Origin of the sequence: Azospirillum sp. SYSU D00513 (assembly GCF_017356015.1) — a bacterium.
Taxonomy (GTDB): Bacteria; Pseudomonadota; Alphaproteobacteria; order Azospirillales; family Azospirillaceae; genus Azospirillum.
The window spans coordinates 150995-175423 of the sequence record NZ_JAFIQV010000003.1 but is presented as its reverse complement, the minus strand read 5'-3'; the positions used below and the strand labels follow the sequence as shown (position 1 = coordinate 175423).

Here is a 24429-nt window from a genome sequence, read left to right as displayed (position 1 = left end):
CCCGTTTCGCGGCCATCCGGGATGCGGTACACTCAAGCCCATGTCCGGAACCGGTCCGGCGTTCGTGCGGGCAAAGGGGCAGGGGGCGACGATGGCGGTCTGGCGCCGTTACCTCGTGAAGGAAACCACCGGGCGGCTCGTGGAGCTGCCAGCCCGGCTGTTCGACCGCGCCGACGACGGCACGGCGCCGATCCCGGGATTCGCCGGGCGCTGCCTCGATGTGGTCGCCGCCGTGCTGGTGGGCGAACGCGGCACGCCGCCGCGCATCGCCGAGGTCGCCTTCACCAAGCTCTATTTCGACCAGTCCGGCTATGTCGACGCGGGCATGCGCGACCGCATGATCCGGCTGATGCTGCAGAGCGGGACCGACCGCGAGGGCCGGTCCGACGCGCACCACGCGCTGGAGCGGGAGTTCGGATGGACCCCGGCCCCGGCGGAACTGAGCGCCGTGCTCTTCCAGCTCGACCCCGATCCCACGGCCGGCGGCGCCCGGACCCTGCATTAAGGCGGCCGCCCGGTCGGAAGGCCGGTCCGCGAGGGCGATGTGGTGCTTTCCATTCCGTCCGGCGGTTGACGGGAGGCAAGGCACGCCAGGAGGCCACCATGCCCCACTCTCCGCCAGCCGAACGCGTCCGGGAACTGACCGATCTCCTGCGCCGGATCACCCACGAGGCCGCCGCCGCCCGCTCGGCCCTTTGCGAGAACGAACTCGTGATCCGGCTCGACAACATTCTCGCCCTGGCGGGCGAGGCGCTCGAAGGCGAGGAGGGGGAGGGCACCGGCCGGACTCCGTAGCGCCGGGTCCGGGGAAAACCGCATGGCCCCTGCGGAACCCCTTGCGCGAAAGGGGAGTGGTGCCGCACATGCTGGTTTCGGGGGGCGGCGCTCCCATATGCGCTGGAGACTTCTGGAAAAACCCGACCATATGACACCGTCCCGCGTCACCGGCCTGTCCCTTCCCCGCATCCGCCAGCTCGCGCTGATCGGCACGGGCTGGACCATCATCGCCTTTTCCGTCCTGCTCACGCCCCTTCCGGGACCAGGCGGCTTGCCGCTGGCGCTCGTCGGCGGGGTCATCCTGCTGCGCAACTCCGCCAGCGCGCGCCGTCTCTTCGTCCGCTTGAAGAAGCGCTACCCGCGCATGCTGTCCCCGGCGGAGCGCGGGCTCCAGTTCCTGCGCCGCCGCCAGAAGGCGAAACGCAGGGCGGCGGCCGACGCCGCCGGTTGACGGCGGTCTCCGGCTGGGGCAATGCTGTCGGCCCTTTCGGGTCTGGAGGCTGCGGTGAAGTCCGGCAACGCTGTTCTGTCAAGCTACGGCACGACCATCTTCGAGGTGATGTCCCGCCTGTCGGACGAGCACAAGGCGATCAACCTCGGCCAGGGCTTTCCCGACGAGCGCGGCCCCGCCGACGTGCTCGAGGTTGCGGCCAAGGGGCTGCTGGAGGGCTGGAACCAGTACCCGCCGATGATGGGCACGCCGGATCTGCGCCAGGCGGTGGCCGCCCATTCCAAGCGCTTCTACGGGCTGGAGGTGGACTGGAAATCGGAGGTCATGGTCACCTCCGGCGCGACCGAGGCGCTGGCCGCATGCCTGTTCGGGCTGATCGAGCCGGGCGACGAGGTGGTCCTCTTCCAGCCGATGTACGACAGCTACCTGCCCATCGTGCGGCGGGCCGGCGGCGTGCCGCGCTTCGTGAACCTGCGGGCGCCGGATTGGACCATCACCCGCGAGGGGCTGGAGGCCGCCTTCTCGCCGCGCACCAAGCTGGTCCTCATCAACGATCCGCTGAACCCCGCGGCCAAGGCCTTCTCCCGCGCGGAGCTGGAGCTGGTGGCGGAGTATGTCCAGCGCTTCGACGCCTTCGCCGTCTGCGACGAGGTGTACGAGCATCTGGTCTTCGACGGCGCCGCCCACATCCCGCTGATGACCCTGCCGGGCATGCGCGAGCGCTGCCTGAAGATCGGCTCGGCGGGCAAGACCTTCTCGCTGACCGGCTGGAAGGTCGGTTACGTGACGGCAGCGCCCACCCTGCTCCAGCCGGTCGCCAAGGCTCACCAGTTCCTGACCTTCACCACCCCGCCGAACCTCCAGGCGGCGGTGGCCTACGGGCTGGCGAAGGACACCTCTTACTTCGAGGCGCTGGCCGGCGGGCTCCAGGCCAAGCGCGACCGGCTGTCGGCCGGGCTGCGCGCGGTCGGCTTCGAGGTGCTGCCGTCCGCCGCCACCTATTTCGTCGTGGCCGACATCCGCTCCTTCGCGGCGCGCGCCGGATTCGAGGGCGACGACCAGGCCTTCTGCCGCTGGCTGACGGCGGAGGGTGGCGTCACCGCCATTCCGGTCAGCGCCTTCTTCGTGGAGGACGCGCCGACGAACTGCATCCGCTTCTGCTTCTCCAAGAAGGACGAGGTGCTGGACGCGGCGGTGGAGCGGCTGCGCGCCCGGTTCGGGGCCGCCTGAAAGCGTCCTCCGCCATGCGGTTGTGACTTCCGGACACAGCGGCGCGCCAACAATGCGGGCGCGCCGCAAATCCATGGCGGAACGCCTGTCCGTTCGGCATACTCCGGCCCCAACGTCTTAGGCTCCCGCGCGGGTGCGCCGGGCCGGTTCACGGGAATTGGGGTCCTTCGTCATATGCAGCGTGCCTTTGGGCGTGTGCTTGCCGTCCTCGTCGCATCAGCCTCCCTGCCCGCAACCGCCCAGGAAGGAGCGCCGCCCGAACCCTCGCCCTTCGGCGTCTCCTCGGTCGAGGTGGCGGCGGAGCGTGATCAGCCGCAGGCCTGCTTCGCCTTCACCGGCCGGCTGGACGCGTCGCCGGGGGTGAATTACCGCGACCATGTGGCGGTCGAGCCGGCGGATGCCGGAGCGGCCGTCGCGCGCGGCAACAGCCTGTGCGTGGAGGGGCTGCAGCACGGCCGCACCTACCGCATCACCTTGCGCGAGGGGCTGCCGGGCGCCGACGGCGCGCGGCTGGGAGCGCCCGACAGCCGCGAGATCGCCGTGCCGAACCGGAAGGCGGCCTTGGCCTTCCGGGGCGCCGGCTACATCCTGCCGCGCGTCGGTGCCGCGGGCTTGCCGCTACGCTCGATCAACCTGGACCGGGCGAAGCTCCAGGTGCTGCGCATCGCCGACCGCTCCTTGGTCGAAAAGATCTATTTCGGCCGCGTCAGCCAGCAGCTCTCCGACTATGACGTGGGCGGCTTGGTGGATCAGGCCGGGCAGGAGGTCTGGCGCGGCGAGATGGCCATCGCGAACGCCGTCAACCAGGCCGTCGTCACGCCCTTTCCCATTGATGCGCTGCTCGGCAAGCTCGATCCTGGCGTCTACATCGCCGTCGCCAGCGCGGAGGAGATCGCGCCCGGCGGCTGGGACCGCAAGGCGACGCAGTGGTTCGTCGTGTCCGACCTCGGCCTCAACACCATCATGGGCGAGGACGGGCTGGTCGTCTTCGCCCGCTCGCTCGGCACCGCCCAGCCGGAGCCGGGGGTCGAGCTTCGCCTGCTCGCCCGCGACAACAGCGAACTGGGCCGTGTCACCACCGGTCTGGACGGGCTCGCCCGCATCGACCTTCCCGCCGCACCCCCGCCCGGGAAGGAACCGCAGGCTCTCTTCGCCTACCGCGGCGCCGGGGATTTCGGCTTTCTCGACCTTGCCGGCCCGCAGGCGAGCGCCACGGCCAGCGCCGGACCCGCCCCTGGAACCAATGCCCCCGGAGCCAGCGCCCCGGCAAGCAACACCGGTGCGGCCGTTCCCGCGCCTCGTGCCGCTGCGGGGCTGCCGGAGGCGTTCCTCTACACCGAGCGGGGCATCTACCGCCCCGGCGAAGCCGCGGAGCTGGCCCTGCTGCTGCGCGACGGCGACGCCAACCCGGTGACGGGACGGACGCTGACGGTGAAGATCCTGCGCCCGGACGGGTTCGAGGTGGAGCGGCGCACGCTTGGCGACGCCGGCGGGGGCGGCTACGCCACCCGGATCGGTCTCGGCGCCAGCGCCTATCCCGGCGCCTGGAGCGTCACCGCCCATCTCGAAGCGGACGGGCCTGCGGTCGGCCGGGTCGAGTTCCTGGTGGAGGATTTCGTTCCGCCGCGCCTTGATGTGGCCCTTTCCGCCGAAACTGGCGCGCTGCCGGCGGAGGGCAGCGCCGTCCTGACGCTGGAAAGCCATTACCTCTACGGCGCCCCCGCGGCCGGCTTGCCGGGCGAGGCGGTGATGACCCTGCGCGCCGCCGCGAACCCCTACCCGAATCATTCCGGCTTCCGCTTCGGCCTTGCGCAGGAAGAGGTACGGCCGGTCCGCACCGAACTGCCGGGCTTCACGACCGGCCCCATGGGCCGCGCCCGGCTCGAGGTGAGGCTGGCCGAGCCGCCGAAGAGCAGCCGGCCGCTCGAAGCGGTTGTCCGCGGCACGCTGCTCGACGTCGGCGGGCGCCCGGTCAGCCGGGAACTCGTGCTGCCGGTCCGCCACCAGCCCTTCGCCATCGGCATCCGCCCGCGTTTCGAGGGGGACGGCGTGCCGGAGGGGGCGACGGCGGGCTTCGACGTGATCGCCGTCGGACCGGACGGCGCCGCGCTGGACAAGCAGGACCTCTCCTACGAGCTGTTCGAGGAAGAGCACGAGTATGTCTGGGTGGAGGCGGACGGCCGCTGGGACTACACGGTCAAGATCCACGACCGCCGCGTGACCGGCGGCGGGCTTGCCATCGAAGCCGCCAAGCCCGCCTCGGTGGAGACGCCGGTGAGCGCGGGGCGCTACCGGCTGGAGGTGTTCGACGCGAAGACCGGTGTCGCGACCAGCCTGCGCTTCGCCGCCGGCTGGTGGATGACCCCGACGGCCGCCGAACGGCCCGACGAGGTGGATGTCAGCATCATGCTGCCGAGCCACAAGGGCGGCGACACCGCCTGGGTCTTCGTGAAGCCCCCTTACGAGAGCCAGGTGCTGATCGCCGTGGCCGACCGCAAGATCCGGCAGGCGACGACCCGCGCCATCGGGCCGGAGGGCGCCTTCCTCCAGATCCCGGTCGATCCGACCTGGACCGGCGGCGTCTATGTGCTGGCCACCGCCTTCGCCACGCCGGCTTCCGACGCCAAGGCGGCGCCTCGCCGCGCCGTCGGGCTGTCCTGGCTCGCGGTCGACTCCGCCGAACGCCGGCTCGGCGTCGAGATCGCGGCGCCGCGCGAGGCCGGGTCCCGGAACCGGGTCGAGGCCGAAGTCGTCGTGGCGGGCATCCCCGAAGGGCAGCCCGCCTACGTCACTGTGGCCGCTGTCGACGAGGCCGTCCTCCAATTGACCGACCGTCCGGGATCCGATCCCGCCGGCCGCTTCCTCGGCAAGCGCCGGCTCGGCGTGGAACTGCGCGACGCCTATGGCAGGCTGGTCGAGCCGGTGGCGGACGCGGACCGCCCGCGTCCGGGCCAAACGGCGCCCCGCCTGCGGCAGGCCGGCGCCGCCCTGCCGCGCAAGTCGGAACGCGTCGTGGCGCTCTTCTCCGGAATCCGGACGGTCGGGCCGGACGGGAGGCTGTCCGTGCCGCTGGCCATTCCCGACTTTCAGGGGCGGCTGCGGCTGACGGCCGTGGCCTGGAGCGGCGGCAAGCTCGGCTATGCCGAATCGCATCTTCAGGTCCGCGATCCCCTGCTCGCCGACGCGGCGCTGCCGCGCTTTCTCGCCGCTGGCGATCGGGCCGAGGCGCTGGTCACGCTCGACAATCCCGCCGGCCCGGCGGGACGCTACACCCTCTCCCTGACCGCTGGCGGCGCCCTGTCCTTCGCGGAGGAGGGTGCTGCCGGCGAGGTGCCGGCGGATCTCGGCCGCGGCGAGCGCGCCTCGGTCCGGCGGGTCCTGAAGGCGGAGGGTGCGGGGACCGGTGTCCTCTCGCTGGAGGTCTCCGGCCCGGACGGAACGGCCTTGACGCGCCGCTGGGAAATCCCGGTGCGGGCGGCCGGGCCGGACGCCGTCCGCCGGTCCGATGCCCCTCTCCCGGCCGGGGCGGAGGTGTCCCTCCCCGCCGGCCTGACGGCCGGCCTGCTGCCCGGCACCCTGTCGGCCACGCTGTCGCTGGGCGGGCCGGCGGGCTTGGACGTGCCGGACCTGCTCTTCTCGCTCGACCGGTCCGCAGGGGGCGGGCTGGAGCGGTCGGCGAGCCGCGCCCTGCCGCTCCTGCCCTTCGGCGGGGCGGCCGTGTCGCTGGGCCTCCTGCCGGAGAAAGGCCTCAAGCCGCGGCTTCAGCAGGCGGTGGACCGGGTGCTGTCCTACCAGCGCGCCGATGGAGCCTTTGCCGCCTGGTCGCCGCGCGGCGAGGCCGATCCCTGGCTCACCGCCTACGCGCTGGACTTTCTCGGGCGCGCCGAGGCGGCCGGGCTCGGCGTTCCGGCCCTGCCTTACCGCAAGGGGCTCGACTGGCTGAAGCAGACGCTCGACAACAGCTGGGTCGAGACGGACGCCCTGCCTGGCCGCGCCTACGCGCTCTATGTTCTGGCGCGCGTCGGCATGGTCGGCGCCGAAACCGCGCAGTTCTTCCGGGAGAACCACTGGGACAAGCTGCCGACCGACCTCGCCCGTGCCCAGCTGGCGGCTGCGCTCGCCCGGCTCGGCGACGGGGCGGCGGCGTCCGAGGCCTTCGGCCGCCTGAGCGGAGCCCGCGTGGTGTCGGCGGCCTTGCGCGATTACGGCTCCTCCCTGCGCGACGAGGCGGGGGTGCTGGCGCTGATGGCCGAAAGCGGAGCGGTGGAGGCGGACCGGCTGCGCGCCGCCGCCGAACGGCTCGCCAAGACCGTCGCCGGCGCGCGCGCCACCAGCGTGCAGGAGCAGGCGTGGCTGGCGCGTGCCGCCGAGGGACTCCTCGGCCATTCGGAGGCGGTGCGCGGCCCGATGACCCTGTCCATCGGCGGCCAGAAGGCCGAAAGCGCCAGGCCGATCTTCCGGCGCCTCGATCCCCTGGCTCCAAAGCCATTGGAACCCGCCGTGGCGAACGCGGGGAGCGAGCCGCTGCCGCAAACCGTTACCGTCATGGGAGCGCTCGACACGGCAGCCGGGCCGTCCGCCGAGCCCTCGGAGCAGGGCATGACCATCCGGCGTGGCGTCTTCGACATGTCGGGCCGCCCGTCCGACCCGTCCGCCGCCGGCCAGAACGACTTGCTGGTCGTGATCCTGGAAGGGGAGGCCACGGACCAAGGCAGCCATCAGGCGCTCGTCACCGACCGGCTGCCCGCCGGGCTGGAAATCGAGGCGGTCCGGCTCGCCGAAAGCGCGCCGCTCGGCGAGCTGTCCTGGCTGGGCGCCTTGTCGCCCGTCCGGCATGTCGAACAGCGCGACGACCGTTTCATGGCCGTGGTCGAGCTTGGCGGAGAGGCCCGGCGCTTCCGGCTGGCCTATCTGGCGCGCGCGGTCACGCCGGGCGACTTCGCCATGCCGGGGGCGTCGGTCGAAAGCCTGTACCGTCCGAACCAGGCGGCCCGGACCTCGGACTCGCGTCTGCGGGTCCTTCCGGACTGAAGGAAGGGTCGGGGGCGGCGATCCCGGCGATCCACCCTGTCACGGGGCTGTGACAACGGTGGGACGCCGGGAAACCACTTCCGCCTGCCGATGACCGGGAACCTATGACTTGAGGGGCTGTTTCTGCCGGTTTCCAGCAACGGACGGCTTGCATCCTTCGGCCATCGGCTTAAGATCGGGCTTGTGGACATACGTTCGGAAGCTGGCCAAAGCGGTAGGCCCCTTCCGGAACGACAGGATGCCCTGCGCGGCTTCGCGCGGAATGCCTATGAATGTGACAAAGGGCAGAATCGAGTTGTCCGGACACCGCGATTCGTGGTACATCTAAATACACTAGACACTAGATAAAGTCCTTCTATATCTCCGGTTATTGGGGCTTATGATCCTCGAATAAGGTCGGCATTTTGCCGGAATGGCCTGAACCGGACGACCGAGGGCTTTGTGCGGGAGCGAGACTTATGAGAATCCTGATCGGAGACGACCATGTGCTTTTCCGGGAGGGATTGCGCAGGCTGCTGGAGCAGTTGAAGGAAGGCGCCTCCTTCCAGGAGGCCAGCAACTTCGACGAGCTTCTGGAAATGGCTCGCGCCGGCGAAGCCTACGATCTGGTGCTCAGCGATCTCCGCATGCCCGGCTGGCCCGGCTTCACCGGTCTTGAAATGCTGCGCGAGGCCCAGCCCGAGTCGAAGGTCGTGGTCGTTTCGGCGTCCGAGGCGCATCACGACGTGCGTGACGCGCTGGAGCATGGCGCCGCCGGCTACATTCCGAAATCCTCCAGCGTGAAGATCATGCTGAGCGCGCTGGACCTGATCTTCTCGGGCGGCGTCTATGTGCCTCCGACCGTTCTGCGCGAGGGCAACGATTCGGAGCCGCGCGGCGCCGGCAGCGCCATGGTTCCGCCGGCCGATCCGCAGCTCGAGCAGCTCCTGACCCAGCGCCAGCGCGAGGTCCTGGACCGGCTGCGCGAGGGCAAGTCGAACAAGCAGATCGCGCACGAGCTCGGCCTCTCCGAGGGCACGGTGAAGATCCACATGACGGCGATCTTCAAGTCGCTCGGCGTGCGCAACCGGACTCAGGCGGCGATGGCTTTCCCGCAGTCGCACTCGGCCTGACCGCCGGAGCGGGGATCAGCGGGACTTTCCCGGCTTTTTGATCCTGATCGCTGACGGACAAGAAAAAGGCGCGCTGGCCGTTCGGCCGCGCGCCTTTCACATTTACCGCCCGCCGGTTTGGCGTCCGGGGGGGAGCCGCCGGCCGGCTCAGCTCATACCGACATAGCCGCGCAGGCTCTCCACTTCCAACTCGGCGTCGTCGATGCGCGCCTTGACGACGTCGCCGATGCTGACGAGGCCGATCACACGGCCGTCCTCGACCACCGGCACGTGGCGGATGCGGCGCTCGGTCATGACGGCCATCATCTGGGAGACCGTGTCCTCCGGCTTGCAGGTGACGAGTTCCCGCGTCATCAGGTGGGATGCCGGGCGGGACAGGGCGTCGGGTCCCTCGGCCGCGACGGCCCGCACGATGTCGCGCTCGGACAGGATGCCGACCGGCCGGTCGTCGCCGTCCATCACCAGCACCGCGCCGATCCGGTTGCGCGCCAGGATGCCGGCCACCTCGGTGATCGGCGCATCCGGCTTTGCGGCGATGACCTGGCTTCCCTTCCTCTTGATCAAGGCTGCGACGTGCATGCGACGGCCTCCCATGGTCGCGCGGCCTTCATCGGGCGGCGCGTTTGATTGATGACGCTCCATGCTCACACCGGTGGGGGCATCCGGGAAGTCTGGAAAAGGGTCAGGCGGCTACCACAAAAGTGGAGTGCTGCTGCTCCCCGCCGGTCATCGACGCAGGCCGTCAGCGCACCGGCTGGCCCGCCGGTGGCGGCGGCACCAGGGCAAGGCAGTTCTGGACGATGGTGTAGCACTGGCCCAGCCGCGATCCCGCGCCTGAATGGCCGCCATAGACGATCCGCTCCACCACCCCGTTTCGCAGGGTGAAGGTCGCTTCGCATTCGAGGCTGGCGACCTCCGGGGCGAAGGCCGGGAATCCGGCGCCGTACCCGTAATGCGGTCCCCAGGGGCCGCCGTAGAAGCCCAGGCTGCTGCCGGGATAGGTGACGATGCGGCTGCTGCTGTAGGTGAAATACTCCATGTTGCCCGCCGTCGCCTGCCGGTCCGGCACGCCGGCGCAGGACAGCAGCGTCTCCTTGGGCATGCCCGTCAGCGCGTTCTGCGCGAACAGCGCCTGCTCGGCCGCCGGGTTGGCGCAGGAGGCGAGAAGGGCCGCCCCGAACATGGCGCCGAGCGCGTGGGTTCGCGGCGCGGCGCGGCGGTTCCCCTGGCGTGCGATGCTCTTCATGACCTCGGCCTCCTCATTCCATTCGCTTGGCACCGGCGTTGCCTCAGCCGCGCGCCAGCCGGTCCGGCGCCAGATCGGCGGGCGTCAGGCCGAAGGCCGCGACGTCCTCCGGCAGGCCCCCTCCCGTGGCGAGCGCGGCGGCGGTCCGGGCCAGCGCCGGCGCTGTCTGGATCCCGTAGCCGCCCTGGCCCGCCAGCCAGAAGAAGCCCTCGGTCCGCCCGTCGAACCCGACCACCGGAACCTTGTCGGCGACGAAGCTGCGCAGGCCGGCCCACCGGTGCGCGATACGGCGAACGCGGAAACGGGCCGCCTGTTCCATCCGGTCGATCGCCACCGCGATGTCGAATTCGTCCGGCTGGGCGTCGCAGGGCGGCGACGGGGTTTCGTCGGCGGGGGAGACGAGCAGGCGTCCGGCGTCGGGCTTCATGTAGAAGCTCTCCTCCACGTCCACCACCATCGGCCAGGCATCCAGCCCCTCAGCCTCTTCGGCTCGGTCGAAAAGGGGATCGACGGTCACGGCGGTGCGCCGCTTCGGCACCAGTCCGGCCGGCGGCAGCCCTGCCAGTCCGGCGACCTCATCGGCCCAGGCTCCGGCGGCGTTGACCAGGACGGGAGCGGCGAAGGCGCCGGCCGCCGTCTCGGCCCGCCAAAGCCCGTCCCGGCGGACCAGCGCCGTGACGCGCGCGTCCGTGACGACCCGTCCGCCGCGCGCCTTCATCCCGCGCAGGAAACCCTGGTGGATGGCGTGGACGTCCATGTCCATGGCGTCCGGCTCCCACACGGCGCCGCCCACGTAGTCTTGTCGCAGGAAGGGTGCCTGGGCGAGCGCGCGGTCCCGGTCCCACCGTTCCACGCTGGGCGCCAGCCGGCGCGCCTCCGCGAAAGCGCCGTCTAGCGCCTCCGTCTGGTCCTCGCGCCCGATCAGCAGCACGCCGCGCGGGGCCAGCAGCGGGTGTTCGGCGAAGCCATCCGGCGGCGCGTCGAAGAAGGTACGGCTCGCCACGGTGAGCGCCCGGACGGGCGCCGGCCCGTAAGTTTCCGTGTAGAGCGCCGCCGAACGGCCGGTCGCGTGGTAGCCGGGCTGCGCTTCCTGCTCCAGCAGCAGCACGCGGCCGTGCGCCGCCAGTTCGTACCCCGCCGAGGCACCAGCCATGCCAGCCCCGACCACCAGGAAATCCACCCGTTCCACCATGATCGCTCCCTTACGGCACCCCTCTTGCGGGGGCGCACAACATTACGCGGCGCGGCGGCGCGCCAGATAGGCGTCGGCCAGTTCGACCAGCCGCTCCCGGCCGAAGCTCGGGTCGTGCCCGGCATGGACCACCGTCACCGGCAGCCGCTTCAGCCGCTCCATGGTGGCGACATAGGCTTCCACGTCGGCGCCGGGGATATCGTCGAGCAGCGGCCCGTCGTAGATGGCGTCGCCGGAGAAGAGCGTGCCGGTCGCCGCTTCCCACAGCCCGATCCCGCCCGGCGAATGGCCCGGCAGATGAAGGATCTCGAAACGGCGCCCGCCCAGATCGACGGTGTCGCCTTCCTCCACGATCCGGCTCGGCCGGGCCGGGCGCACGCGGTAGCTCTCGATGTCGTAGCCGGCGTGCGGCAGGGCGGTGACCAGCTCCTCCCCGACCTCGTAGCCGGCCTCGCGCAGCTTGCGAATCTCCTCGGGGCTGGAGTCGCGGGTGTGCAGCTTGGAACGGCCGCGCGGCTCCGCCAGCCGGTCCGCCTCCAGCCGGTGGACGAGGCAGTCCTCGAACTCGTGATGGCCGCCGACATGATCGGTGTGGGTGTGGGTCGCGGCGGCGACCAGCGGCTTGTCGAACAGGTCGCGCGCGGCCTCCTTCAGGCTGCAGATGCCCATGCCCGTATCGACCAGCAGGTCGCGGTCGCGCCCGCGCACATGCCAGATGTTGCAGCGGAGCAGCGGCACGACGTGCGGTTCCCACAGCAGCGTGATGTCGTCATCGATGCGGCGGGCCTCGAACCAGCGTTCGGCGATCTGTACGGGCATGGGCGTCGTCCTCGGTCAGGGCGGCCATAGGAGCGTGAAAGGCCGGTTCGGGCAAGCCCCCGCCGGCGGTGCGGCGGCAGGGCTTCCCTTCACGCGCATCCATCGCCTTCGGGTGGGAAATTGCTGGTGGGCGCGCAAAAGTGGTATGATGCCCGACGGTAGAGAAAGCTTGGCCTCCATACCATCAACGGGCTCGAAGGGGGCTTTTCCCACGGCTGCTCGTGGCGGGGCCCGTGCCATGACGGCGCGCCGAATCAGTTCGCGGAACCGAGAATGAAGAGCATCCTGAACTTCGTCAAATATGTGTTCGCCATCACCTTGAGCGTCGTTTCCCTGCTGCTGGCGATCTTCATCGTTTATCAGAGCGCGATCTGGCTGCTTCCGAACAAGTACTCGGAGGCGATCGAGATCGCGTTCGAGGAGGAGGATTACGACCACGTCGCCTACTCGGCGGAAATCTCGCGGGAGCATGCCGCCGTGGTGGCGTGGAGCTTGTCATGCCATGGTGTGAACGACGTTTCGGATCTGCCGGCATCGCTGGTCGAGGTTGTCGCGGTGCCCGGAATGCAGATCGAGAACGGCGCGCCGGGGAACGGGATGACGGCTTTCCTGCTGGAGGGGCATGAGCGCGGCCTTCTCGAACTCAGCAAGACGGTCCATTACAGCCGCATCGCGGCGGACCGCAAGCTCGGCCAGGCGTACCAGATGCTGGAATTCTCCCAGATCGTCGCCATCATCATCGGGCTGGCAACGACCATCCTCGTGAGCCTCAGCTCGATTGATTTCCTCGGCTCCGACACCTCCGCCGGACGTGCCATCCGGGTCGCGGCGATCGTCCTTCCCGCGGTCGGCACCGCCGCCGCCGCCCTGGACGCCTTCTATGGCCCGCGCGACGAGATGGGCCGTTCGTCCGTGTCGCTGGAAAGCTACACGCAGCTGCACGCGCAGATATCCTCGGATCTTTGGAGCATCGGCTGCAAGGACGAGGACAAGCTCGCCGACAAGCTGGGCGAATGGACGAGCCGCTTCCAGGACATCCGGTCCCTGGGCAACGCCCCTGGCGGGAACAAGGGCGAGAAGGACGCGAAGTCGAGCCCGGCGTGATGGAGCGGGGGACGGGGGCTGGCGGAGGTCAGATCCTGATCGAGATCGCCCCGGAGGCCGAATCCCTCCATTGCCTCCTCCAGGCCGGAGGCCACGCGGTAGCCCAGCTGTGGACGCCGTTGGCTTCCTCCAGAATCCCGCCGATCATCTCCATGCCGATGGCCCCCGACAGGAAGACGGGGACCGACGCGATCAGCAGGATCCTGGGCCTCGGCGGAAAGCTCAGGATGAAGGGGATGTACAGTGCGAGGCCGGCGAGGCACAGCATGCCGGCGGGAAGCACCCAGGCGAAGCGCAGGGCGCCCGTCCTCATCTCGGCGGCCACGAAGTTCCTCAGCTTCTCATGGATGGACAGCGCCTCGTCGGCGGAAAGCCCGGGGAAGATGAAGGCGAGCAGCAGCCATTGCAGGAAGGCCAGCCGTCCCTCCTCGCGCTCATAGGCCACGAGAAGGTTCAGGACCGCCATGTGTAGAGGCCGCTCCTCATCCACCTCCAGCAGCCAGAGCTTGGCTTCCGGAGTAAGCAGGCCGAACCCGTGATGGAGCAGGTTTTGCGAGGCACTGCACAGCACGAGGGCCGAGAACAGGCGGGGCTGTGGCCCCGTCGGATCACGCCACCCCGCGCAGCTCCTCGGCCCCCTGGAGGTCCACGCTGACGAGCTGGGAGACGCCGCGCTCGACCATGGTGACGCCGAACAGCCGGTCCACGCGGGCCATGGTCAGCCGGTGGTGGGTGATGATCAGGAAGCGGGTGTTGCCTTCCCGCGCGATGTCGGCGACGAGGTCGCAGAAGCGGCCCACGTTCGCCTCGTCGAGCGGGGCGTCCACCTCGTCCAGCACGCAGATCGGCGCGGGGTTGGAGCGGAAGACGGCGAAGAGGAGCGAGAGTGCGGTCAGCGCCTGCTCGCCGCCGGACAGCAGCGACAGCACCTGGAGCTTCTTGCCCGGCGGGCTTGCGTAGATTTCCAGCCCGGCCTGGAGCGGGTCCTCGGCGTTCACCAGCTCCAGATGGGCCTTGCCGCCGCCGAACAGCCGGATGAACAGCTCCTGGAAGTTCCGGTTCACCGCGTCGAAGGAGGCGACGAGCCGTTCGCGCGCCTCGCGGTTCAGGCTGCCGATTCCCTGGCGCAAGCGGGCGATGGCGGCGATCAGGTCCTCGCGCTCGGCGCGCAGCCCCGCGATCTGCTGCTCCAGCTCCGCCGCCTCGATCTCGGCGCGCAGGTTGACGGGACCCATGGCCTCGCGCTCGCGCGTCAGCTTGTCGAGGCGCGGCTCCAGCACCGTTGCGTCCGGCAGATCCTCGTCCGGGGCGATCCCGGCGGCGGCGCGGGTTTCCTCCGGCCGGCAGTTCAGCCGCTCGGCGATCCGCTCGGCGACGGTCTGGCCCTGATGCATGGCGGCCGACACGGCGGCCTCCGCGTGGGCGCGGGCCTCGCGGGCGTCGGAGAGGCCGGCTTCCGCTGCCTTCAGCGCCATTTCCGTGGCGCCGAGCCGGGATTCGGCCTCGGCGAGCTCTTCGGCGGCGCGCTTGCGGGCACGCTCGGCCTCGGCGATGCGGCCAAGAAGCTCCTGCCGGTCCTCGGCGATGGCCGCCGGGCGGCTCTGCAGCTGGGCCAGTTCGGCCTCCGCCGCCGCGGCGCGCTCCCGCAGCTCGGCGACGCGTCCGCCGGCCCCGGCGGAGCGGTTGGCCCAGCCGGAGGTCTCGCCGTCGATGGCGGCGAGGCGCTGCCGGCGGGACTGCACCTCGCGGGCCAGCCGGTCGAGGCCGTTCTGCTTCTCGGCCAGGATGGTCCGCCGCTCGGCCAGCGCGGCGCGGCATTCGCTGACCAGCTCGCGGCTTTCGCGCGGGTCGGGTAGGGCGTCCAGCGCCTCGCGGGCCAGCTCCCGCTGGCCTTCGGCGTCGCGGAGGTCCGCCTCCAGCCGGTCGATCCCCTCCGCCAGCGCGGCCAGCCTGGAGGCGGCGGCGTCGGCCTCGCGGGCCAGCTTGGCGTGGCGGTCGCGGGCGCCGTTGAGGGCGGCGAAGGCCTCGCGCAGGGCGTCGCGGGCGCGGCGGTCGGCCTGCGCCGCCCCTTCGGCGGCGTCCCTGGCCTGGTCCAGCGCCTCGCGGGCGAGGTCGAGCCGTTCGTCGGCGCCGTCCAGTTCGCCGCGCAGCTCGTTCAGGCGGTTGCGTTGCTTCAGGCGGATCGCCGCAGCGGTGGGAGCCCCGGCCTGGACGGTCAGCCCGTCCCAGCGCCAGGCGCCGCCGTCGCGGCTGACGAGGATCTGGCCCGGAGCGAGGCCGGCGGCGAGCCGGGCTCCGGCATCGGCGTCGGCGACCACCCCGACATGGGCCAGGATGCGGGCTAGCACGCGGGCCGTCGCCGCCGGCCCCCGGACCAGGGCCGCCAGCGGCTCGGCCCCGGCGGGCAGGGGGGCCGTCGCCGCGTAGGCCGGCAGCTCGCGCCAATGGACCGGGGCCGCCTCGTCCAGCGGGGCGGTCAGGTCGTCGCCCAGCGCCGCGGCCAGCGCGCCCTCGTAACCGGGCGCCACCGTGACGGCGTCCACCAGCGGCGGGAACAGGTCGCCGGAGCCGGCGGACAGCAGCTCCGACAGGGCCTTCTCCTCGGCCTTCAGCCGGGCGCGGGCGGATTCCGCGGCCTGCACCGCCTCGCGGGCGCGGGCCTGGGCGGGTTCGGCGTCGGCCTTGGCGCGCTCCGCCGCTTCCGCCGCCTCGCGCGCCTCCTCCAGCCGCTGATCGGCCAGCTCGACCGCCAGTTCCGCTTCGGCGAGGTCGGCGCGGGCGGCCGTCTCGGCCTCCAGCCTCTGCTGCTGGGCGCGCTGCTCCGTGATGCGCCCGGTCAGGCCGGCGGTGCGCGCCTCCAGTTCGGACAGCTGGCGCCCGGTGGCGGCACGGCGCGCCTCGTCGGCGGCCGTCTTCTCGGTCAGGCGGGTCAGCTCGCGGTCCAGCTCGTCCACCGCTTCGCGCGCCTCGGCCAGCGCCTCGCGGGCGGCCTCCTCCAGCATCTCCTCGTCGGCGCGCGCCTCCAGCAGCCGTTCGCGCTCGGCCTCCAGCCGGGCCAGCGCCTCGCCGGCGTCGGCGGCCAACGCCTCCTCGCGGCCGAGGTCGCCGAAGATCTGCGACAGCCGGGCGTTCAGGGCGCGCTGCTGTTCGGCGACGCGCTTCTCCTCGCCGTCCAGCTGTTCGCGGGCGATGACCAGCCGCTGCAGGGCCGCGGCGGCCGACGCCTCGGCCTGCCGTTTCTCCGGCAGGCCCGCCGCGTCCTCGCCCCGCTTCTGGGTGAGCTGGTTCACGCCCAGCATCAGCTCCCGCACCATGCCCTCGGCCTTCGCGAAGGCCGCGCGGGCGCGGGCCAGCTCCGCCTGGGAGGCGGTCCAGCGGAGGTGCCACAGCACGGCCTCCGCCTTGCGGATCTGTTCGGACAGGTTGCGGTAGCGCGCGGCCTGCCGGGCCTGCTTCTTCAGGCTTTGCAGTTGGGTGTCCATCGCGCCGACGACGTCGTCGAGGCGGGTCAGGTTGCCTTCGGCCGCGCGCAGCCGCAGCTCCGCCTCGTGCCGGCGGGAGTGCAGGCCGGTGATGCCCGCCGCCTCCTCCAGCAGCATGCGGCGGTCCTGCGGCTTGGCGTTGATGATCTGGGCGACGCGGCCCTGGCTCACCAGCGCCGGCGAATTGGCGCCCGACGCGTTGTCCGCGAAGAGAAGCTGCACGTCGCGGGCGCGCACCAGCTTGCCGTTGATGCGGTAGTCGGAGCCGGAGCCGCGCTCGATCCGGCGGGTGATCTCCAGCTCGTCATGCTCGTTGAAGCTGGCCGGCGCCGTGCGCGACCGGTTGTCGATCGCCAGGGCGACCTCGCCCAGGTTGCGCGCCGACCGGTTGGACGTGCCGCCGAAGATGACGTCGTCCATGTCGTCGCCGCGCATCCGCTTGGCCGAGGTCTCGCCCATCACCCAGCGCAGCGCCTCCACCAGGTTCGACTTGCCGCAGCCGTTGGGGCCGACGATCCCGGTCAGGCCGGGTTCGATGACCAGTTCGGTGGCGTCGACGAACGACTTGAAGCCGGACAGGCGGAGGCGGGTGAACTGCAACGCTGGGTTTCCCGGCTGGCTACAGCAGCTTGTCGATGGCCGCGGAGAAGGTCTCGATCGACTGCGCGCCCTCGATCTTGGTGCCGTCGTTCAGCACGAAGGTCGGGGTGGACTGGACCTTGTGCTCGTCGGTGCCCTGCATGCGGAACTTCAGGATGCCGTCGGCGAGCGTCTGGTCGGCGATGCAGGCGTCGATGGTCGCCTGCTGCATGCCCGCGAGCTTGCCGTACTGGGACAGCGCCTTGGTCGGGTCGCTCGCGCGCGCCCACTGGCTCTGGCTCTTGAAAAGCACGTCGAGCAGCGGGAAATAACGCTCCTCCGGCGCGCAACGCGCCATGGCGCTGGCCGCCAGGGCGACGCGGTCCAGGGGGAAGTCGCGGAAGACCAGCTTCACCTTGCCGGTGTCGATGTACTTCTCCTTGATCTTGGGAAGCACGTCGGTGTGGAAGGTGGCGCAGTGCGGGCAGGTCATCGAGCTGTAGTCGATGATCGTCACCGGCGCGTCCGCCTTGCCGAGCACGCGCTCGCTCAGGGCGTGGGCCGGCACCGCCGGGGCCTGCGCCGTCTGGGCGGGCGCGGCGGTCTGGGCCGACGCCACGGCCGGCAGGGCGGCGGCCAGGAGGGTTGCGACCGCCGCGCTCATGGCGGCGCGGCTGATGAGGCCCAAGCTGTTGCGGTTCACTTCGCGTTCTTTCCTACCAGATGTTGATCTTATAGCCAAAAAGGCCGTTGCCGGGCAAGCCGCCTTCAGCGTTTCGGCCGGGCCAGCAGGGAGCGGCCGAAGCGTTCCAGCGTCGCCCGCAGCTCCTCGTCCTCCACCGCGGCGGTGCCGGTGACGACGGCGATCTCCTCGTCCATCGTCAGCTCGCGCCGGCGCGGCGCCGGGCGCGCCGTCTGGGGCAGGGCCGCGTGGACCAGCCTGATGCGCGCGACGGCGCGGTAGCCGAAGAAGCTGTTGATGCGCTCGATGATCTGAGGCTCCAAGTGCTGAAGCTCCAGCGCTATGGCGCCCATGGCGCGGATGTGCAGGGTCGCGTCCTCGCGCTTGCCGCGCGGGAAGCTCAGCTTGTCCGGGGCCGTGCGCAGGCTGAGCTGGTGGCCGATGATGCTCGGCCAGTCGGTGATCAGCGCGCCGAAGGCCAGCCCCCGCTTGCCCAGCACCTTGCCGGCCACCTCGGGAACGGTCTGGCCGATGCGTCGGGGTCCGCTCATGGCTTGGTCTCCAATGCTACGGGCCTATCCTTCGCGCGAAGCTACCGCAAAGCCGCCGGCCTTCGCCAGCCTCGCCGGGTAACGGTTGGTAACACTTCCGTCAGCGTGGCCGAGCCCCTATCTGTTGCGCCCATGAAGCGTGACTCCCAAGACGCCCCGGCGCAGCTCCTCTCCTGGTACGACCGTCACCGCCGGGACCTGCCCTGGCGCGCCCGGCCGGGCGAGACGGCCGATCCCTACCGCGTCTGGCTGTCGGAGATCATGCTCCAGCAGACCACCGTGCCCGCCGCCGCCCCCTATTTCCGCAACTTCACGGAACGCTGGCCGACGGTGAGCGACCTTGCCGTCGCCCCGCTCGACGACCTGCTGGTCGCCTGGGCCGGGCTCGGCTACTACGCGCGGGCGCGCAACCTGCACAAATGCGCGCAGACCGTGGCGGGCGGCATGGGCGGGCGCTTTCCGGAGACGGAGGCCGAGCTGCTGGAGCTGCCGGGCGTCGGCGCCTACACCGCCGCGGCGATCTCCAGCATCGCCTTCGGGCGCAAGGCGACCGTGGTGGACGGCAACGTCGAGCGCGTGGTCTCCCGCATCTTCGCGGTGGAGGAGCCGATGCCGGGGGCCAAGCCGAAGCTGCGGGCGCTGGCCGCGACGCTCACCCCGGACGAGCGGCCGGGCGACTACGCCCAGGCGGTGATGGACCTGGGTGCGACCGTCTGCACCCCACGCAAGCCGAAATGCATGCTCTGCCCCTGGGCCGAAATCTGCGAGGCGCGCGCCGCCGGCATCCAGGAGGAACTGCCGCGCAAGACCCCCAAGGGCGACAAGCCGACCCGGCGCGGCGTGGCCTACTGGCTGCTGAACCCGGAGGGATCGGTGCTGCTGCGCCGCCGTGCGGAGGAGGGGTTGCTCGGCGGCATGGCGGAGGTGCCCTCGACCGGCTGGGCGGAAGGTGCTCTTCCCGGCGAGGCCGCGGTCGCGGCGGCCGCCCCCTTGAAGGTCGCGCTGCGGCGGCTGCCGGGAACGGTCCGCCATACTTTCAGCCATTTTCACCTGGAGCTTGAGGTGGCGGCGGGACGCGCCGGCGCGGACTGGGCGGCGGCGGACGGCTTCTGGGTGCCGGTGGACCGGCTGGGCGGCCAGGCGCTTCCCTCCGTCATGATGAAGGTGGTGCGGCACGCGCTGGCCCATGCCGGAAGGGCGGACGGAGGAGCGGTTGAAACGGGGGTGTGACGGTGTGGAATCGTGATGCTGTGGAATAGGGGTTTGGCGCCGGCCCTGGCGGCCTGCACGATGGTCCTGGCCTTCGGGCCGGCGGCGGCGGAGCCGGCCCCGAAGGAGAAGGCCCTCACGCCGAGCGTGGAGCTGGTCCTGGCGGTGGACGGATCGGCCAGCATCACGACGGGCGGGCTGGAGTTCCAGCTGCGCGGCCATGCCGCCGCCATACAGGACCCGGGCGTCACGGACGCTCTCGGGCTGGGCGGCATCGCCGCCACGCTGGTCGTCTTTTCCGGCCCGCACAGCCTGCGGGTGCTGGTCCCCTGGACCGTGATCGCCGACGCCGACGGCGCCAAGGCCTTCGCCGACCGGATCCTGACGGCGCCGCGCGCCGTGAGGGCCGACGCGACGGCGCTGGGCAGCGCCATCGACGACGCCTCCAGGCTGTTCGACGGCAACGGCATCGAGGCGCCGCGCAAGGTGATCGACCTCGTCTCCAACGGCTTCTCCAACAGCGGCCCAGACCCGGCGGGCGCCCGCGACCGCGCCGCAGCGCGCGACATCACCATCAACGCGCTGGCGATCCTCGACGAGTTCCCCTGGCTGGAAGACTATTACCTGGAGAATGTGGTCGGCGGACCCAGCGGTTTCGTGAAGACCGCATTCGACCGCGACAGCTTCATCGAGGCCCTGCGGCAGAAGCTGATCATGGAGATCGCGGCGCTGCCCTGACGCCACTCCGACCACCTCGCGCGCTGACGGCTGGAAACGGAACCTTCGCCGCACAATCTGATGGGCGTCGAGGAAGAAGGGAACGGCAATGCGGGCGCTGACGGCGGAAGGCCAGGACCGGGTCGCGGAGATCGCGCGGCGCCACGGGGTGAGCATGGAGGCGGCGGAGGCCATGCTGGACGCGCTGTCGCGCGGCGGCGGCACCATGGCCCAATTCAACCATCCGGAGTTCGGCGGCGCCGGCCAGTGGATGATGGGCGGCATGACCATGGTCAGCGACCTGTTCAACAACGCGCTGAAGGCCAGGGTCGACGGGATCTGCAACGATCTGGCGGCGCTGACCGGCGACCCGTCGGTGACGCTCTGGCAGCCGCCTGTTCAGGCCCAGAATCAGGGCCAGTCCTACGGCCAGGGGCAGGGCGGGGCGGGCGGCTACAGCCTGTCCGGCTCCTGGTCTGCTTCCGGGAACTGGTGGCCGGGCGATCTTGGTTCACCGACGGTCACGGGCAGCCAGAACGACCTGCGCTACGCCTATTTCCCCGGCAGCCGGCGCTTGGCCGTGGACATCGGCGGCAACGTCACCCTCTACGACACGGGCGACCATCTCATCTCCGGCGTCGGGCAGCAGCAAGGGAGCGGCGGCTGGACCCTGACCTTCACGAGCCAGTTCGGGACCGTGCCCCTGTCGAGCCTGCGCATCGTCGTACCCGCCGACACCGCCCCTCCGGCCCCGGAACCGGCTTTCGTGCCGGAGCCGCCAGCCGTACCCGCCGCTCCCGACTTCGCCTCCGAAGCGCCGGCTGAACTGGCCGTCACGGAGGCGGCGCTGGCCGGCAGCCGCTGGACGCTCGAACCCACCGAAGGGGCACCCTTCGGTACCTTGACCCTGGAGGCGGACACCAGCCTGTCCGGCGGCGCGCACCCGCGCATGCGCTACTGGTCGGCGGAGAACGGGGTGCTCTCGCTGTACGACGCGAACGGCCGCCCCTCGGCCCGCTTCGACCGGATGTTGCGGGAGCAGGGCGCGGCGGTCCTGTCGGGCAGCGATCCGGCGACGGGGACAGGATACCTCCTGAGGTCCCAAGCCGCTTCGGCCGCATCGGTCGAGCCGCTGTCCGGCGGGACCACCTTGACCGGTCCACTGGAAGTGACGGGGACCTGGCAACTTGAAGGGAGCGGCGGAGCGGCGCTGGCCACGCTCCGTCTGCTGCCTGGCGGCGGGATCGAAGGCGGGCGGCCTTCCGAGGCGACCTGGCGCATCGCCGGGGACGCCCTGCTGCTCTGCCACGCGGGCGGGCGGCCGACCTCGCGTTTCGACGGCTTTCAGTACCGTGCCGGGCTCTGGAGCCTAACCGGCTGTCTGACCAGCGACGAGAGCGTCACCCTGACGCTCCGCCAGCCTTAGATCTGGTCTTCTCAGATCCGGTCTTCCGACCGGATGCGCTCGCGCAGAACGTCGATGGGCCGCAGCTCGTCGGCGTCCTCATAGTGCCAGAAGGTCCAGCCGTTGCAGGCCGGCAGCCCCGCCATGGCGGCGCCGACCTGATGGATCGAGCCGCGATGGTCGCCGCGCGCGTTGCTGCCGATCAGCGTGCCGTCGGCGCGCACGCGGGCGATGCAGCGGCGGCGCTGGTCGTAGAGCGAGGTGCCGGGCCGCAGCAGCCCGCGCTCCACCAGCCAGCCGAAGGGGATGCGCGGCGCCTGCCGCTTGGGCGGCGTGTCCAGGATGCTCGGGTCGTCCAGGAACTGGGCGGCGTCGATGCGGGCCTTGGCCGCCTTGGCGTAGGTCTCGTCCCGTTCCAGCCCGATCCAGTTGCGGCCCAGCTTCTTGGCGACGGCGCCGGTCGTGCCCGTGCCGAAGAAGGGATCGAGCACCGTGTCGCCGGGACGGGAGGAGGACATGATGACGCGGTAGAGCAGCGCTTCGGGCTTCTGCGTCGGGTGGGCCTTGCGGCCGTCCTCGTCGCGCAGCCGCTCCGGCCCGCTGCAGATCGGCAGCACCCAGTCGCTGCGCATCTGAAGATCCTCGTTGAGGCTCTTCATCGCATCGTAATTGAAGCGGTAGCGCGCGTCCTTGTCGCGGGCGGCCCAGATCAGCGTCTCGTGAGCGTTGGCGAAACGCGTGCCGCGGAAGTTCGGCATCGGGTTCGTCTTGCGCCAGACGATGTCGTTCAGAACCCAGAAGCCGAGATTCTGGAGCGTGGCTCCGACACGGAAGATGTTGTGGTAGCTGCCGATGACCCAGAGCGAGCCTTCCGGCTTCAAGATGCGGCGCGCGGCCGCCATCCAGTCCTGCGTGAAGCGGTCGTAGGTCTCGAAGTCCTGAAACTTGTCCCAGTCGTCATCCACCCCATCCACCCGCGAATGGTTGGGGCGCAAGAGTTCGCCACCCAATTGGAGATTATAGGGAGGATCGGCGAAGACAAGATCGACCGATTCAGCCGGCATCTCGTTCATTAGGGCGATGCAGTCGCCGATCAGGATACGATTCAGGGGCAGCATTTACACAACCGAGAGCAATTCAATTGATCCGACAATGATTCGCCCCCGAGTCGCCGTCAACAGCTTTCTGCCGAAGGGGTAGACCGGATCACCCCTCGCGGGCTTTTTGGGCACGCACTGGTGCAAAACTGACTCGGTGGTGCGGCGTGGTTCCATGACGCTGGAGCGCTTCCAGATGCTCCGGCGTGGGATAGCCGGCGTTGCGGTCCCAGCCGTAATGGGGATGCAGCTCCGCCAGCCGCAGCATCTCCCGGTCGCGCGCCACCTTCGCCAGGATGGAGGCGGCGGCGATGGACTGGCTCTTTCCGTCGCCCTTGACGATCGCCTCCGCCAGGCAGGGCAGATCCGGCTTGAACTTGCCGTCGATCAGCGCCACGGCCGGCGCCTCGCCCGTCAGCCCCTCATAGGCGCGCTTCATGGCGAGCAGCGTCGCCTTGTGGATGTTGAGGCTGTCGATCTCCGCGACCAGCGCCTCGGCCACGGCGTAAGCCAGTGCGTGGGCGCGGATCGCCGGCTCGGCCTCCTCCCGCTGCTGGCGGGTCATGGCCTTGCTGTCCCTGATGAGGCGGGTGAGATCGGCCGGCAGCCCGTCCGGCGGCAGCACCACGGCGGCGGCCACCACCGGCCCGGCGAGCGGCCCGCGCCCGACCTCGTCGATGCCGCACACCCGCCGTCCCTGGCCGACGGACAGCTCGTAACTCAGGTCGGGAAGGCCGCGCGAGGTCCTCACGGGCTTGGCGGAAAGCAGCTTCGTCATTTTTGCATCCTGATGCGCGGCATCCTCATGCAGGAGAGCGACCGGCTCCGCAAGCCCGGCATCAGAAGAACTGCCGGTCGCGCTTCCAGCGTTCCATGAGGCTCTGCTCCCGCGCGGCGGGGGCGGGCGGCGCAAGGCTGGGCTTGCCGAGCAGCGCGCCGCCGATCAGGGCGTCGGTGTTCTCCCGGCCCTTGCCGAAGAATGCTTCGGCGGGCGGGGTGGCGGCAGGCTCGGCGCCCGTGGTCTGGCAGCCGGCGAGCGCCAGGGCGAGCAGAGCCGCGAGGGCGGCACGGGTGAGGCATTTCATCGTGTGGCTCCCTTCATCGTGTGGCTCCCTTCATCGGGCCACCGGCGTGAAGGAAGCGGCCTCCGACGCGTTCAGCACGCCGTTTCCATCCCCATCGGCGCGGCGGAAGTCGTTCAGCTTGCACTTCATGATTTCCTGGAACGTCAGCTTGCCGTCGCGGTTCGCGTCGGCGGCCCGGAAGAGGCGGCGGTCGGGTTCCATCAGCTCGGCCGCCGTCAGGCTGCCGTCCTGGTCGGCGTCGTGCGCGGCGAACATCTGGACGATCTGCCACGCGTATTCCTCCTCCTCGATGAGCCCGTTGCCGTTCCGGTCCGCCGCGCGGAAGCTCTCCTCCACCGTGGCCGGGGTGCTGGCCGGGGAAGCGCCGGCCGGAGGCGCGGCGCGCCCGGCGGCCAGGGGTGCCGTGGCCAGGATGACGGCGGCAAGCAGGGCCGGAAGGACGGAACGGTTCATGGAATGATGGCTCATCGGCGCTTGGAACGGACGCATCGCTTGGAAACCGCCGCTCCCGGGGAGCAGGGTGCGGCGATTTTTTCCGGCATGGGGCGGCCCTGTCAAATCGAAAGGGCTAGGAGCCGTGAAAGGTCATGCCCGCCGGCACGCCGTCATCACGGGTGTGGCGGCGCTGCGCGCGCTGCGCTATGGATGGCCGCTCGAAAC

22 protein-coding genes are annotated in these 24429 nt (G+C 70.8%); 10 read left to right on the top strand and 12 right to left on the bottom strand.

What is annotated here, in order from left to right; translation table 11 throughout:
- Positions 1-40: 40 nt before the first annotated feature.
- From JUB11_RS03795 to JUB11_RS03770, 6 genes are all read left to right on the top strand, one after another.
- The gene (locus JUB11_RS03795; protein ID WP_247886813.1) at positions 41-505 is read left to right on the top strand and encodes a hypothetical protein; all 465 of its coding nucleotides are present in this window, start codon (positions 41-43) and stop codon (positions 503-505) included.
- A gap of 98 nt (positions 506-603) precedes the next feature.
- Positions 604-795: a hypothetical protein gene (locus tag JUB11_RS03790; protein WP_207456263.1), complete on the top strand. Its 192-nt coding sequence runs from the start codon at positions 604-606 to the stop codon at positions 793-795.
- A 130-nt stretch (positions 796-925) separates the two neighbouring features.
- Positions 926-1228, top strand: a complete 303-nt coding sequence (locus tag JUB11_RS03785) for a hypothetical protein (protein WP_207456261.1) — start codon at positions 926-928, stop codon at positions 1226-1228.
- Positions 1229-1282: 54 nt separating this feature from the next.
- Positions 1283-2458: an aminotransferase gene (locus tag JUB11_RS03780; RefSeq protein ID WP_207456397.1), complete on the top strand. Its 1176-nt coding sequence runs from the start codon at positions 1283-1285 to the stop codon at positions 2456-2458.
- A gap of 174 nt (positions 2459-2632) precedes the next feature.
- Complete coding sequence (locus JUB11_RS03775; RefSeq protein WP_207456259.1) at positions 2633-7489, top strand: alpha-2-macroglobulin; 4857 nt, start codon at positions 2633-2635, stop codon at positions 7487-7489.
- 458 nt (positions 7490-7947) lie between these two features.
- Positions 7948-8601, top strand: coding sequence for a response regulator transcription factor (locus tag JUB11_RS03770; protein ID WP_207456257.1), 654 nt, complete (start codon positions 7948-7950; stop codon positions 8599-8601).
- A gap of 147 nt (positions 8602-8748) precedes the next feature.
- Here JUB11_RS03770 and JUB11_RS03765 read toward each other — a convergent pair whose 3' ends face one another.
- The 4 genes from JUB11_RS03765 to JUB11_RS03750 all read right to left on the bottom strand — a co-directional run bounded on the left by JUB11_RS03765 (position 8749) and on the right by JUB11_RS03750 (position 11858).
- Positions 8749-9180 (bottom strand): CBS domain-containing protein, encoded by a 432-nt coding sequence (locus JUB11_RS03765; protein ID WP_207456255.1) that lies wholly within the window; start codon positions 9178-9180, stop codon positions 8749-8751.
- Between the two features lie 163 nt (positions 9181-9343).
- Positions 9344-9847, bottom strand: coding sequence for a hypothetical protein (locus JUB11_RS03760; protein WP_207456254.1), 504 nt, complete (start codon positions 9845-9847; stop codon positions 9344-9346).
- 43 nt (positions 9848-9890) lie between these two features.
- Complete coding sequence (locus tag JUB11_RS03755) at positions 9891-11039, bottom strand: FAD-dependent oxidoreductase (protein ID WP_211112423.1); 1149 nt, start codon at positions 11037-11039, stop codon at positions 9891-9893.
- A gap of 42 nt (positions 11040-11081) precedes the next feature.
- Positions 11082-11858 (bottom strand): MBL fold metallo-hydrolase, encoded by a 777-nt coding sequence (locus JUB11_RS03750; RefSeq protein WP_207456252.1) that lies wholly within the window; start codon positions 11856-11858, stop codon positions 11082-11084.
- A gap of 273 nt (positions 11859-12131) precedes the next feature.
- On the opposite strand from JUB11_RS03750, the gene JUB11_RS03745 reads away from it, so the two are divergent.
- Positions 12132-12962, top strand: a complete 831-nt coding sequence (locus JUB11_RS03745; RefSeq protein ID WP_207456250.1) for a hypothetical protein — start codon at positions 12132-12134, stop codon at positions 12960-12962.
- Between the two features lie 28 nt (positions 12963-12990).
- Here the strand turns inward: JUB11_RS03745 and JUB11_RS03740 are convergent, their stop codons facing one another.
- The 4 genes from JUB11_RS03740 to JUB11_RS03725 all read right to left on the bottom strand — a co-directional run bounded on the left by JUB11_RS03740 (position 12991) and on the right by JUB11_RS03725 (position 18256).
- Positions 12991-13428 (bottom strand): hypothetical protein, encoded by a 438-nt coding sequence (locus JUB11_RS03740; protein WP_207456248.1) that lies wholly within the window; start codon positions 13426-13428, stop codon positions 12991-12993.
- Between the two features lie 142 nt (positions 13429-13570).
- On the bottom strand, positions 13571-17044 hold the full coding sequence (gene smc / locus JUB11_RS03735) for a chromosome segregation protein SMC (protein WP_207456247.1): 3474 nt from the start codon (positions 17042-17044) through the stop codon (positions 13571-13573).
- Positions 17045-17063: 19 nt separating this feature from the next.
- Positions 17064-17726, bottom strand: a complete 663-nt coding sequence (locus JUB11_RS03730) for a DsbA family protein (protein WP_348771348.1) — start codon at positions 17724-17726, stop codon at positions 17064-17066.
- 65 nt (positions 17727-17791) lie between these two features.
- Complete coding sequence (locus tag JUB11_RS03725) at positions 17792-18256, bottom strand: DciA family protein (protein WP_207456246.1); 465 nt, start codon at positions 18254-18256, stop codon at positions 17792-17794.
- A gap of 132 nt (positions 18257-18388) precedes the next feature.
- On the opposite strand from JUB11_RS03725, the gene mutY reads away from it, so the two are divergent.
- The 3 genes from mutY to JUB11_RS03710 all read left to right on the top strand — a co-directional run bounded on the left by mutY (position 18389) and on the right by JUB11_RS03710 (position 21608).
- Positions 18389-19486, top strand: a complete 1098-nt coding sequence (gene mutY, locus JUB11_RS03720; RefSeq protein WP_207456245.1) for an A/G-specific adenine glycosylase — start codon at positions 18389-18391, stop codon at positions 19484-19486.
- Between the two features lie 15 nt (positions 19487-19501).
- Complete coding sequence (locus JUB11_RS03715; RefSeq protein ID WP_207456244.1) at positions 19502-20203, top strand: DUF1194 domain-containing protein; 702 nt, start codon at positions 19502-19504, stop codon at positions 20201-20203.
- Between the two features lie 88 nt (positions 20204-20291).
- Positions 20292-21608, top strand: coding sequence for a hypothetical protein (locus JUB11_RS03710; RefSeq protein ID WP_207456243.1), 1317 nt, complete (start codon positions 20292-20294; stop codon positions 21606-21608).
- Between the two features lie 11 nt (positions 21609-21619).
- Here JUB11_RS03710 and JUB11_RS03705 read toward each other — a convergent pair whose 3' ends face one another.
- From JUB11_RS03705 to JUB11_RS03690, 4 genes are all read right to left on the bottom strand, one after another.
- Entirely contained in the window at positions 21620-22705 is a 1086-nt protein-coding gene (locus tag JUB11_RS03705) for a site-specific DNA-methyltransferase (RefSeq protein ID WP_207456242.1), read from the bottom strand.
- Between the two features lie 88 nt (positions 22706-22793).
- Positions 22794-23462, bottom strand: coding sequence for a ribonuclease HII (locus JUB11_RS03700; protein WP_207456241.1), 669 nt, complete (start codon positions 23460-23462; stop codon positions 22794-22796).
- Positions 23463-23523: 61 nt separating this feature from the next.
- Positions 23524-23769, bottom strand: coding sequence for a hypothetical protein (locus JUB11_RS03695; protein WP_207456239.1), 246 nt, complete (start codon positions 23767-23769; stop codon positions 23524-23526).
- 30 nt (positions 23770-23799) lie between these two features.
- A complete protein-coding gene (locus tag JUB11_RS03690; RefSeq protein ID WP_207456238.1) occupies positions 23800-24222 on the bottom strand; it encodes an EF-hand domain-containing protein in 423 nt (140 codons plus the stop codon).
- Between the last annotated feature and the right edge of the window lie 207 nt (positions 24223-24429).